Source organism: Kitasatospora sp. NPDC088861 (assembly GCF_044750105.1).
Lineage (GTDB): Bacteria > Actinomycetota > Actinomycetes > Streptomycetales > Streptomycetaceae > Kitasatospora.
In genome coordinates this window covers 282,650-294,525 of the sequence record NZ_JBIVJF010000008.1, presented here as the reverse complement: position 1 = coordinate 294,525, position 11,876 = coordinate 282,650, and the positions used below count along the sequence as shown (strand labels likewise).

Here is an 11,876-nt window from a genome sequence, read left to right as displayed (position 1 = left end):
GGGCCATGGGCTCACCTGGCCATGGGCTCACCTGGCCATGGGCTCACCTGGCCATGGGCTCACCTGGCCGGGCGCCGGCCCGGTCCGCCGTGGCGTGGGGCCGGGCGGCTGCCGAGCCTCGCAGCCGCCGGGCCCGCGCCCGGTAGGTTCTCTCCTCGGCCAGGCCCGCGCCCGGCAGGTTCCTCTCCTCCTCACCTCGGTGGCTGCGGCTGCCAGAGGCACCCGCAGTCCGGGTGTCCGCGCAGTCGCAGACGTCGTGGCATCCCTTCGCCGGCCGACACCTCGCACCACCCGTCCACGCTCGGGGGCCGCCCGCCGTCCAGGTGGACCTGGACGTGCAGCGCCGCCAGGCCGGCCACCATCGTGGCCAGGGCCGTGTCGCAGGCCGGGGTGCGCGCCCGGCCGGGCCCGCCGTCCGCCAGCTGGGCCAGGATCCGGGGCCAGGCGGCGTCCTCGTCCTCCCGGCGCAGGACCAGGCAGTGTCCGCAGGCCGACACCCCTGGCAGCACCAGGGGCCCGACCACCCCGAACTCCTCGACCACTCCGACGTACAGGTGCGGCACCCCGGCCCGGAGCAGCAGTCGGGCCTCGTACGTCCCGCCGGCGAACGCCCCGCTCCCGTCCCGGGGCGCGAGCACCACCAGGTCGGGCGGCGGCCCGTCGGGCTTTCGCCGGGGCACGGGCACCAGTGGTCGGCCCGCCGCCCGTTGCACGGCCTCCCGGGCGGCCGTCAACCGCAGCCGCCCGACGTCCCCCGGCGGCAGTCCTGCCGGGGAGCAGTCCCCGGGGCGCACCCGGCCGCCGTCCACCACGGTGACCGTGCCCGCCCCGCCGGCCGAGAGCACGGCCGCCACGGCGGCGCCCACCCGGCCCGCGCCGCGGACCTCGATCCGGGCGCCTGCCCGCCGGGCCAGGACGGCCGGTGCGGCGCCGGGGCCGGAGTGGACCAGGGACAGCGAGGCGAGGTCGGGGCCGAGCAGGTCCCGGTGGGGCTGGGGGAAGCGGGCCAGTGCGGTGCCGGCCGCCTCCGCGTCGTCCAGTAACCCGGTCTCCTCCAGGTCGGTCAGCAGTGCGTCGGCGGGCTCCCGGCCGAGGCCGAGCTGCTCGCCGGCCTCCAGCAGTTCGGGGCGGTCCCTGGTCCCGTCGACCAGGCCGAGGAAGTCGCAGAGGGTCTTGTCGGCCTGGCCGAGTACCCCGGCGTAGCGGGTGATGGTCCCGAACTGCAGGGTGTCGGAGTCCCGCCAGCTGCGGGACAGGGCGGGCTTCAGTACGAGGCGCACGGCGATCTCCCTTCCGATCGTTTCCGGACGGCTGACCGCAGCATGCCCCATCGCGCCGACGTCGTGCGCAAAGTTATCCACAGGCCCAGGCTCATGATCACATCATCTGTTCGCAGACCCTGTGGATAACCGCGCATCCGCTCCGGCGCCGGTTTCCGGACACCCGCCGTCGACTTTTCGTTCCCGATCACTCCATGAAAGATTTCGGCCACGGCACCGGACTTCTGTCCGTGGTACCGGGTAACGTCGTGTGCCATGGCAGCCGAGCGGGACTCCCATCCACCGGCGTCGCGTCGGCGTGCCCGTGCAGCGTCCGGGTCGCAAGTGGCGGCGCCCAGCACGCGTGGGCGTCGGGACCAGGATCAGCAGGCGAGGCCCGCGTCGCCGCAACACCCACCCGCCGCCGCGCCACCGGAGCCGCACGACCGCGGCCGGGTGGAAGTGCGCCGCAGCGCCCGTCGCAGCCGCACCGTCTCCGCCTACCGCGAGGGCGACCGCACGATCGTGCTGATCCCGGCCCGGATGTCGCACGCCGAGGAGCAGCGCTGGGTCGCGCAGATGCTGGAGAAGCTCGCCGCCCAGGAGAGCCGCCGGATCCTCGGCGACGACGCGCTGATGGACCGGGCGCGCGGGCTGTCGGCCGCCTACCTGGGCGATCGCGCCCGGCCCGCCCAGGTCCGCTGGGTCACCAACCAGAACTCGCGCTGGGGCTCGTGCACCCCCAGCGAGGGGACGATCCGCCTCTCCCACCGTCTGCAGGGCATGCCGGAGTACGTCCTGGACTACGTGCTGCTGCACGAGCTCGCCCACCTGCTGGTGCCGGACCACGGCCCGGCGTTCTGGGCCCTGCTGGAGGCCTACCCCCGGACGGAACGGGCCCGCGGCTACCTGGAGGGCGTGGTCTCGGCGGCCCGGCTGCCGCACATCCCCGGCGCCCGGCACGCCGACCGGGATGCCGATCCGGCCTGTTCCTGCGGCTGACGGCTTGACGCCCGGCCGGGAGGCGGCGGCGGAGAGGGTGGCGAGGAGAACGACGCGGGGAACGATGCGGGGAACGATGCGGGGAACGAAAAGAGGGGGCGCGGGCCGATCGGCCCGCGCCCCCTCTTCGCGTTTCACCTCAGCTGGTCAGCCGGCGGGCCCGTGCCACCAGGTCCCGCACCGAGTGGTCGGTCAGCTCCGGCAGCCGGTCGTAGTCGAACCAGCGCAGGTCCAGCGACTCCTCGCTGATCAGCGCCTGCGCACCGGCCGGTGCCACCGCGATGTACTGGACGTCCAGGTGGGTGTTCTCCGGCCGGTCCTTGCCGGTGCAGCGGACCCGGTGCCGGTCCAGCTTGGCCGGCACCGGGACGCCGTCCAGCTCCAGCAGGGCCAGGTCGGGGATGCCGGACTCCTCGACGGCCTCCCGCAGCGCCGCCGACGCGAGGTCCCGGTCGTCGGGCTCGCAGTGCCCGCCCATCTGCAGCCAGATGCCGACCTTGGGGTGCAGGGTGAGCAGCACCCGCCCGGCCGCCGGGTCGACGACCGCCGCGCTCGCGGTGATGTGCGCGGGCAGGCAGGACCGGTACAGGCCCTCGGGCTGCTCGGCCAGGTGCGCCAGGTAGTCGAGCCGCAGCCGGTCCTGCTCCTCGTCGGCGGGGCGCCACCCGGTCAGGGTGCGCACGGCGTCCGCGTGCAGGGACATCGCCCCGGTGTCGGTGGCCGTCATGCGGTGGGCTCGCCCTTTCCGTCGGTGCCGTCGCCGTCGCCGTCGCCGTCCCGCTTCGGCTCCTCGCTCTTCGCCGGCCCGTCGTTCTTGGTGAGGTCCGGCTTGGCGGCGGTGCCGCCCGCGGCGGCCTCGCCGAGCAGCTTGTCGATCGCGTCGAAGTCGAGGCCGCCCTCCAGGTCGCCGGTGCCCCGGTGCACGAAGGCGTCCGGGTCGTCCAGGTCGGCGGCGGTGGGCAGCATGTCCGGGTGCTGCCAGAGCGCGTCGCGGCCCTCGATGCCGCGCGCGTCGGCGAGCAGCGCCCACAGCCGGGCGGCGTCGCGCAGCCGGCGCGGGCGCAGCTCCAGGCCGACCAGGGTGGCGAAGGTCTGCTCGGCGGGCCCGCCGGCGGCGCGGCGGCGGCGGACGGTCTCGCGCAGCGCGCCGGCCTGCGGCAGGTGCGGTTCGGCGGCGGCGTGCACGACCGCGTCGACCCAGCCTTCGAGCAGCGCGAGCGCGGTCTCCAGGCGGGCGAGCGCGGCCTTCTGCTCGGGGGTGTCCTCGGGCTGGAGCAGCCCGCCGGCCAGTGCCTCCTGGAGCGCCTCCGGGTTGTTCGGGTCGAGCTGGCCGACGAGTTCCTCCATCCGGGAGGTGTCGACCTTGATGCCGCGGGCGTAGGCCTCGACGGCGCCGAGCAGGTGGGCCCGCAGCCACGGCACGTGGGCGAAGAGCCGCTGGTGGGCGGCCTCGCGCAGGGCGAGGTAGAGCCGGACTTCGTCGGCGGGCACGTTGAGGCCCTCGCCGAACTCGGCGACGTTCTGCGGCAGCAGTGCGGCCTTGCCGGCCGGGGCGAGCGGCAGGCCGACGTCGGCGGAGCCGACCACCTCGGCGGCGAGGGCGCCGAGCGCCTGGCCGATCTGGGTGCCGAACATGGCGCCGCCCATCGAGCGCATCATGCCCATCAGCGGGCCGGCCATGGCCTGCATCTCCTCGGGCAGGACGCCGCCCATGGCGTTGCCGACCCGCTCGGCGACCGGGTCGACGAGGTCCTTCCAGACCGGGAGGGTGGCCTCGATCCACTCGGCGCGGCTCCAGGCGACGGCGGTGCCGGCGCCGGAGGGAAACTCGGTGGCGCCGTCGAGCCACAGGTCGGCGAGCCGGACGGCCTCGGCGACGGCGGAGTGCTCGGCGGCGCTGACCGAGCGGTCCTTGCTCTTGCCCTCGGCGGGTTCGGCGACGACGCTCTGGCGGGCGATGTTCTTGGCGAGGTCCCAGTTCACCGGGCCGCCCTCGAACGAGAGTATCTGCCCGAGCTGCTGGAACGCGCTGCCGAGGTCGTTGGGGTTGAGGCCGCCGAACATCGCGGCGAACGGGTTGTCGGCCCCGCCGGGGCCGCCCGGGGCTCCGCCGCCGGGCATGCCGAACAGCGCGCCGAACGGGTTGCCGGCGCCGAAGCCGAACGGCTGCGCGCCGCTCTGGTCGGAGCCTGCGGAGCCCTGGTCCTTCTTCTGCTGCTCGTTGTCGGGCTTGGCCTTGCCGTCCTCGGGCTCCTCGGGCGGAACGCCGAATCCGAAGGGAAGGTCGCTCACGGGGTCCTCGATCCGGTCGGCCGTCATACGGGTGTGGCGGGAAGTGCTGCCCGCCCGGGGCACCAGCGGAGTGGGGGACTCGTGGGCGGCTCCAGTGCGGCAGGCCCGCGCCGGGTGCACCGCCGGGCCTTCGCCTCGGGCAGGATGGACGTACGTGACACACGTCCGTACGCACATAAGCTAACCGTGGAGGATGGTCGGTGAGTTCCCCGCCTTCGGACGTTCGCTCTGGGCTGACCGGAGACGAGGACGCCCCGGACATCACGGCGTCGCCGCCTCCAGCCTACGGCGGACGGCCGCTGACCGTGGCCGTCACCGGTGCCGCCGGCGTGATCGGCGAACGGGTCGCGGCCCGTCTGGTCGCCTCGCCGCACGTGCGCAGGGTGCTGGCGGTGGACGACCGGCGCGGTGAGGTGCCGGGTGTGCAGTGGCGGGTGCTGGACGTGCGCGACCCCGCGGTGGCCGAGCGGCTGTCCGGGGTGGACGTGGTGGTGCACCTGGCGATGGACTTCGGCATGGAGTCGGATCCGCGCGCCCGCAGCGCCTACAACGTGCGCGGCGCGCAGACCGTGCTGACGGCGGCCGCGGCCGCCGGGGTGCACCGGGTGGTGCTCTGCACCTCCGCGATGGTCTACGGCGCGCTGGCCGACAACGAGGTGCCGCTGGCCGAGGACTCCGAGCTGCGGGCGACCGAGGAGGCCTCGCTGGTCGGGGACCTGCTGGAGATCGAGCGCCTGGCCCGCAGGGCGCCGCGCGCCCACCCGGGGCTGCAGGTGACGGTGCTGCGTCCGGCGGTGGTGGTCGGCCCCGGCGTGGACACCGTGCTGACCCGGCACTTCGAGGCGCCGAGGCTGCTGGTGGTGGCCGGTTCCCGCCCGTGCTGGCAGTTCTGCCACGTGGACGACCTGGCGGCGGCGCTGGAGTACGCGGCGCTGGGCCTGGTGGAGGGCGAGGTGACGGTCGGCTGTGACGGCTGGCTGGAGCAGGAGGACGTGGAGCGGCTGTCGGGGATCCGGCGGATGGAGTTGCCGGCCTCGCTGGCGCTGGGCACCGCGGCCCGGCTGCACCGGCTGGGCCTGACCCCGGCCCCGGCGGGGGACCTGGCCTACACGATGTACCCGTGGGTGGTGTCCGGCAGCCGGCTGCACGAGGCGGGCTGGCGTCCGGAGCACAGCAACGAGCAGGTGCTGGCCGAGCTGCTGGGCCAGGTCGCCGGGAAGCACGCGGTGGCCGGGCGCCGGCTGGGCGGCAAGGAGGCCGCGACCAGCCTGGGGGCGGCCGGGGCTACGGTGGCGCTGGTCGGTACGGCCGCGCTGGTGCGCCGGGCCCGCAAGCGGCGCCGCTTCTGAGACCGGCGGCCCCGAGGGACGGGCAGGTTTTCTCACGATGCGGAATCCCGCCATCGTGATGCGGAACCTGCTTGCCTCAAACCACCCGGGATGGGGAATCATGGGGGCATGTCCGAGAACCACGACCCCATCCGCCTGCTCGCCATCCGCGACACCCCGCTCTCGCTGGACGAGGTGTACGAGGCGGTCGGCGACGACGCGGCCGGCGGGACGACCGTCTTCGTCGGGACGGTCCGCGACCACGACGGCGGCAAGTCGGTCACCGCGCTGGAATACAGCTGCCACCCCACCGCCGAGCAGGAGATGCGCCGGATCGCCGAGAAGGTCGTCGCCGACTTCCCGGTGCGGGCGCTGGCCGCGGTGCACCGGGTCGGCCGGCTGGAGATCACCGACAAGGCGGTGATCGTCGCCGTGTCCTGCGCCCACCGGGGCGAGGCCTTCGCGGCCGCCCGGCGGCTGATCGACGACCTCAAGCACGAGGTGCCGATCTGGAAGCACCAGGTCTTCACCGACGGCGAGGAGGAGTGGGTCGGCGCCGGCAGTTGCTGACCCGGGTGCCCCTGTGGATCGGACCGGATCGGACCGGGACGGACCCGAAAAGGGCGATTGGCTGCGGAGAGTGGCCACCTGCGCACGGAATGCGACGAGCATGCCGGGCGGGCCGGGCTCTCACTCGAACGGGTCTGGGTCAGTGGGCCGAATACTCCCTGGCAGTGAGCCGATCGGCCGTCCCGTAACCCGGACGGCGCCGGCCGCGTTGTCCGCCGGAGTGGTTAATCTGCTCATAGACACGACGAGCTGGGAGTACTGATATGGGTGCGCTCGCCTGGTTGATCATTCCGGTCATCGCCGTCCTGCTCGCCGCCCTGTGGGCGGGCTGGGCCCAGCGTGCCCCGAGAGCCACGGGGGACCCGGCCTCGCTCGCCGAGCACCGGCGCTTCATGGCCGCGATGGAACGCACCACCGCCGGAAGCGCCGCCTCCGAGGACGGTTCCGGCCGCTAGCCCGGGGGGCGCCCGCTCATCCGCGTCCCGTACTGTCGAGGCATGCCACGCCGCTCCGCGACGATGCTCGCTGCCACCCTGCTGCTCATAGCGCTGCTCTGCGTCTCGGTGCTGATGAAGGTGCCGTACACGGAGATGAGTCCGGGGCCGACGTACAACACGCTCGGCAACCAGGGGGGCAAGTCGGTGATCACCATCACCGGGCGCGACTCGTACCCGACCACCGGGCACCTCAACATGACCACCGTCCAGGTCACCGGGGCCAAGTACGAGCCCAGCCTGGTCAACGCGGTGGTCGGGTGGCTGCGCGACGACGTGATGGTCGTGCCGCACGACAACGTCTACCCGAAGGGGCAGACGGACGCCGACGCCAAGAAGCAGAACGCCGAGGAGTTCGCCTCCTCCGAGGACAGCGCCCGCACCGCCGCGCTCAACCAGATGGGCATCCCGGTCGGCACCGAGCTGATCATCAAATCGGTCACGGCGGGGGCTCCGGCGGAGGGCCGGCTGCACGCGGGCGACCAGATCGTGGCCGTCGACGGCACGCCGGTCAGCACGACCGAGCAGGTGGTGGCCGCGGTCACCAGGCACAAGCCGGGTGAGTCGGTGGTCTTCACCGTGGTCCCGCGGGTCAAGGACGCGACCGGCAACGGCGGCGCCAACCCGGGGGACCGGACCGACGTCACCGTCCCCACCGTGCGGGCCAAGGACCTCGACCCGAAGGCCCCGGCCGAGCGGGCGGAACTCGCGGTGGTCGGCATCGGCACCACGATCCGGCACACCTACCCGTTCCAGATCGACATCGGCCTCCAGGACGTCGGCGGGCCGAGCGCCGGACTGATGTTCTCGCTCGGCATCATCGACAAGCTCACCCCCGGCGGCGACCTCACCGGCGGCCGGTTCGTGGCGGGTACCGGCACCATCGACGACGACGGCAAGGTCGGCCCGATCGGCGGGATATCGATGAAGCTGATCGCCGCCCGGGACGCCGGCGCCGAGTACTTCTTCACCCCGTCCTCGAACTGCGCCGAGGCGACCAAGAACGTCCCGTCCGGGCTGAACCTGATCAAGACGGACACGCTGGACGGCGCGCTGAAGTCGCTGGAGCAGATCCGCTCCGGGCAGACCTCCGCGCTGCCGTCCTGCGCCGTGAAGTAGTGCCGTGAAGTAATGCCGTGACGTAGTGCGGTGAACGTGAAGGGGTGCCGCCGGGGCGGCCGGGGGCTACGAGAAGGTCGCCAGCAGCGCCGCGGTCAGGCCGGGCACCAGGTCCGGGCCGGTCAGCACCTCGCGGGCGACGTCCTTGGAGCGCAGCCGCAGCGCGATCTCCTTCTTGCCGTTGCGCAGCACGGCGGCGGTGATCCGCACCTCCTCGCGCTTGGGGTGGTTGGCCACCCACTCGGCGAGCTGGGCGTCGCTGGCGTTGCGCGGGCGGGTCTGCTCGGAGCCCGGAGGCAGCATCAGGCGCTCGACGACCAGGGCGCAGCCGACCACCGCGTCGGGCCAGGCGATGGTGCCGAGGAACTTGTCCAGCTCCATGCCGGCCGGCAGCTCGTCCTGCTCGACCGGGGTGAGGCCGGCCGTGTCGTCGTCGCCGAGGCCGAGCTGGGCGGCGATCTTCGGGTCGGCCTTGCGCAGGGCGGTGCTGTCCACCAGGGCGAACAGCCGGGCCGGGAGGTCCCAGCCGAGCGTGGCGGCGTACTCGTCGATCTCCAGCGCGGCCCGGGTGAGCGGGGTGGCGGCGGGGAGCTTGGAGACGTCGTCGGGGGAGCCGGGGGTGTTGAGTGCATTGGACGCGTCGGACATGCCTCAATCCTCACACGCCGGGCGGGGGCCCGGGCGCCGGGCGCCGCCGGTGGGCCGGGGAGCGGCCGGGACGGGGAACGGCGTCGTAACCGTCTGCTAACGGTGGGAACTCGGCCAAAGCCTGGTTAAGTTTCCCTGAAGACCGACTGACTCCAGACGACACAGCTGAGGTGCCACCGTGGTATTCCAGATGCCGGAACGCTCAGGGCCGGGTTTCCGGCGCAGGGTAGGGCCGCCCTCCCGGCGGGCGCGGGTGGCCCTGCTGACCCTGGGCGTGCTCGCGGTGCTGTTCCTGCTGTTCGTCATGTTCGCCGGGTTCTGGACGGACTGGCTGTGGTTCAGATCCGTCCGTTACTCCTCGGTGTTCACCACGCAGCTGTGGACGAAGATCGGCCTGTTCGCGGTGTTCGGCCTGCTGATGGCGGTGATCGTCGGCTTCAACGTCTGGCTGGCGCACCGGCTGCGGCCGCCGCTGTCGGCGATGTCGGTCGAGCAGCAGAGCCTGGACCGCTACCGGTCGGGCCTGGCGCCGTTCAAGCGCTGGGCGCTGATCGGGGTCTCGCTGGTGATCGGCCTGGTGGCGGGCGCCGCGGCGTCCGGCCAGTGGCGGACCTGGCTGATGTGGACGAACGCGACGCCCTTCGGCGAGAAGGACGCCCAGTTCGGCATGGACGTCTCGTTCTACGCCTTCGACCTCCCGTTCTACGAGTTCGTGCTGGGCTTCGCGTTCAGCGCGGTGATCGTCTCGCTGCTGACCTCGGCGCTGGTGCACTACCTGTACGGGGGGCTGCGGCTGCAGGGCCCGGGCCGTCGGGCGAGCGCGGGCGCGCAGGGGCACCTGGCGGTGCTGCTGGGCGTGTTCGTGCTGCTGAAGGCGGTGGCGTACTGGCTGGACCGGTACGCGCTGGCGGTGAAGACCGGCTCCTACAAGGGGGTCTCCGGCTGGACCGGCCTGCGCTACGTGGACGCCAACGCGTTCCTGCCGGCCAAGACGATCCTGTTCTTCGTGGCGATCATCTGCGCGCTGCTGTTCTTCCTGACGCCGGTGCGCCGCACCTGGGCGCCGGCCCTGATCGGGCTGGGGCTGATGGTGCTGTCGGCGGTGCTGATCGGCGGGCTGTACCCGGCGATCGTGCAGCAGTTCCAGGTCAAGCCGAACGAGCAGGCCAAGGAAACGCCGTACATCCAGAAGAACATCGACGCGACGCGGCAGGCGTACGGGATCGCGGACGCGCAGACCACCCAGTACAGCCCGCAGGGGTCGACGACGGCCGAGGCGCTCAAGCCGGACGCGCAGACCATCTCCGACATCCGGCTGCTGGACCCGAACGTCGTCTCGCCGACCTTCCAATCGATCGAGCAGCAGCGCAACTACTACGCCTTCCCGAACACCCTGGACGTGGACCGCTACGGCTCCGGCACGGACAAGCAGGACACCGTGATCGGCCTGCGCGAGCTGGACCTCAACGGCGTGCAGCGCAACTGGATCAACGACCACTTCAAGTACACCCACGGCTACGGCGCGGTCGTCGCCAAGGGCAACCAGGTCAGCGACAAGGGCGAGCCGGTGTTCACCGAGTCCGGCCTGCCGGCCACCGGCGCGCTGGGCGACTACCAGCAGCGGATCTACTACGGCGAGAAGACGACGTCGTACTCGATCGTCGGCGGCTCGAACAAGGAGATCGACTACACCACCAAGACCGGCGAGAACAAGGAGTACACCTACACCGGCAACAGCGGTGTCTCGCTGGACAACCCGATCACCCGGGCCGCGTACGCGGTGCGCTTCGCCGAGCCGCAGATCCTGTACGCGGGGGCGATCACCGACGGCGCGAAGGTGATCTACAACCGGACGCCGAAGGAGCGGGTGGAGAAGGTCGCCCCGTGGCTGTCGATCGACGCCGACGCGTACCCGGTGGTGCAGGACGGCCGGGTGGTCTGGGTGCTGGACGGCTACACCACCTCGGACGGCTACCCGTTCTCGTCGAAGACGACGCTGGGCACCGCGACCAAGGACTCGCTGACCAACCAGCGCGGTGAGCTGCTGACCGTCGCCAACCAGGTCAACTACATCCGCAACTCGGTCAAGGCCACGGTGGACGCCTACACCGGCGAGGTGAAGCTCTACCAGTGGGACGACCAGGACCCGGTGCTGAAGACCTGGATGAAGGCGTTCCCCGGCACCGTCGAGCCGAAGGCGGACATCCCGGGCACGCTGCTGCCGCACCTGCGCTACCCGCAGGACATGTTCAAGGTGCAGCGCGACCTGCTCGGCCAGTACCACGTGACCGACGCCAACTCCTTCTTCAACGGCAGCGACATCTGGCAGATCCCGGTCGACCCGACCAGCGACACCAAGCAGGTCCAGCCGCCGTACTACGTGACGGTGCGGATGCCGGACCCGCAGGTCACCTCGGCGAGCTTCTCGCTGACCACGACCTTCGTGCCCAACGGCCGCCCGAACCTGGCCGCGTTCATGGCCGTCAACGCCGATCCGGGACCGGACTACGGGAAGATCCGCATCCTGAAGATCTCGGGGGACAACAGCGCCCCCGGCCCGGGCCTGGTGCAGTCGACGTTCAACTCCCGGCAGGAGGTGGCCTCGCAGATCTTCGCGCTGAAGAGCGGCGGTGACACCGAGCTGGAGTACGGCAACCTGCTGACCCTGCCGGTCGGCGGCGGGCTGCTCAACGTCGAGCCGGTGTACGTGCGCGGACGCGGCGCCAAGTACCCGACGCTGCAGAAGGTGCTGGCGGTGTACGGGAACGACAACGTGGCGTTCGAGAACACCCTGGAGGACGCGCTGAAGAAGGTGTTCGCCGGGGCGGCCCCGGGGACCACGCCGACCGCGCCGTCCACGCCGAACAACCCGGGGACGCCCACCAATCCGGGGACGTCGACCGGTCCGGGGACGGCGACGCCGGGCGGGACGATCTCGCCGGAGCTGCAGAAGGCGCTCGGGGACGCGGAGAAGGCGTACAACGACAGCCAGACCGCGTTCAAGAACGGCGACTGGGTGGCCTACGGCAACGCCCAGAAGGCGCTGGGCGATGCGCTGAAGGCGGCCGAGGCGGCCCGCGGCGGGAGCCCGGTGCAGGCCCCGACGCCGGGTGCGACCCCGGGTGCGACGCCGACCGGATCGCCGTCCGGGCAGCCGTAGCCGC

The 11,876-nt window shown here is 72.5% G+C and carries 10 protein-coding genes; 6 read left to right on the top strand and 4 right to left on the bottom strand.

From position 1 onward, the window contains the following. Window positions 1-191: 191 nt before the first annotated feature. Entirely contained in the window at window positions 192-1,280 is a 1,089-nt protein-coding gene (locus ACIP37_RS17615; RefSeq protein ID WP_363589728.1) for a ThiF family adenylyltransferase, read from the bottom strand. A gap of 324 nt (window positions 1,281-1,604) precedes the next feature. Here ACIP37_RS17615 and ACIP37_RS17610 point away from each other — a divergent pair, with 324 nt between their 5' ends. After that, the gene (locus tag ACIP37_RS17610; RefSeq protein WP_371517208.1) at window positions 1,605-2,261 is read left to right on the top strand and encodes a M48 family metallopeptidase; all 657 of its coding nucleotides are present in this window, start codon (window positions 1,605-1,607) and stop codon (window positions 2,259-2,261) included. A gap of 139 nt (window positions 2,262-2,400) precedes the next feature. Here ACIP37_RS17610 and ACIP37_RS17605 read toward each other — a convergent pair whose 3' ends face one another. Both ACIP37_RS17605 and ACIP37_RS17600 read right to left on the bottom strand, forming a co-directional pair. Further along, window positions 2,401-2,964 carry an NUDIX domain-containing protein gene (locus ACIP37_RS17605; protein WP_363586992.1) on the bottom strand — a complete coding sequence of 188 codons (564 nt, stop codon included), beginning with the start codon at window positions 2,962-2,964 and terminating at the stop codon, window positions 2,401-2,403. A gap of 20 nt (window positions 2,965-2,984) precedes the next feature. Then, entirely contained in the window at window positions 2,985-4,553 is a 1,569-nt protein-coding gene (locus tag ACIP37_RS17600) for a zinc-dependent metalloprotease (protein ID WP_400844072.1), read from the bottom strand. Between the two features lie 200 nt (window positions 4,554-4,753). Between ACIP37_RS17600 and ACIP37_RS17595 the strand changes: the two genes are divergently transcribed. From ACIP37_RS17595 to ACIP37_RS17580, 4 genes are all read left to right on the top strand, one after another. Further along, on the top strand, window positions 4,754-5,902 hold the full coding sequence (locus ACIP37_RS17595; RefSeq protein WP_107452871.1) for an NAD-dependent epimerase/dehydratase family protein: 1,149 nt from the start codon (window positions 4,754-4,756) through the stop codon (window positions 5,900-5,902). A 108-nt stretch (window positions 5,903-6,010) separates the two neighbouring features. Further along, window positions 6,011-6,451, top strand: a complete 441-nt coding sequence (locus ACIP37_RS17590; RefSeq protein ID WP_350879704.1) for a molybdenum cofactor biosynthesis protein MoaE — start codon at window positions 6,011-6,013, stop codon at window positions 6,449-6,451. Window positions 6,452-6,714: 263 nt separating this feature from the next. Further along, window positions 6,715-6,906 (top strand): hypothetical protein, encoded by a 192-nt coding sequence (locus ACIP37_RS17585; protein ID WP_350879703.1) that lies wholly within the window; start codon window positions 6,715-6,717, stop codon window positions 6,904-6,906. Between the two features lie 42 nt (window positions 6,907-6,948). Beyond that, window positions 6,949-8,064 carry a PDZ domain-containing protein gene (locus tag ACIP37_RS17580; RefSeq protein WP_400806470.1) on the top strand — a complete coding sequence of 372 codons (1,116 nt, stop codon included), beginning with the start codon at window positions 6,949-6,951 and terminating at the stop codon, window positions 8,062-8,064. Between the two features lie 66 nt (window positions 8,065-8,130). On the opposite strand, the gene ACIP37_RS17575 is transcribed toward ACIP37_RS17580, so the two are convergent. Then, window positions 8,131-8,712, bottom strand: coding sequence for a PPA1309 family protein (locus ACIP37_RS17575; protein WP_363586986.1), 582 nt, complete (start codon window positions 8,710-8,712; stop codon window positions 8,131-8,133). Window positions 8,713-8,902: 190 nt separating this feature from the next. Here ACIP37_RS17575 and ACIP37_RS17570 point away from each other — a divergent pair, with 190 nt between their 5' ends. Beyond that, on the top strand, window positions 8,903-11,872 hold the full coding sequence (locus ACIP37_RS17570) for a UPF0182 family protein (RefSeq protein WP_400806468.1): 2,970 nt from the start codon (window positions 8,903-8,905) through the stop codon (window positions 11,870-11,872). Window positions 11,873-11,876 lie beyond the last annotated feature (4 nt).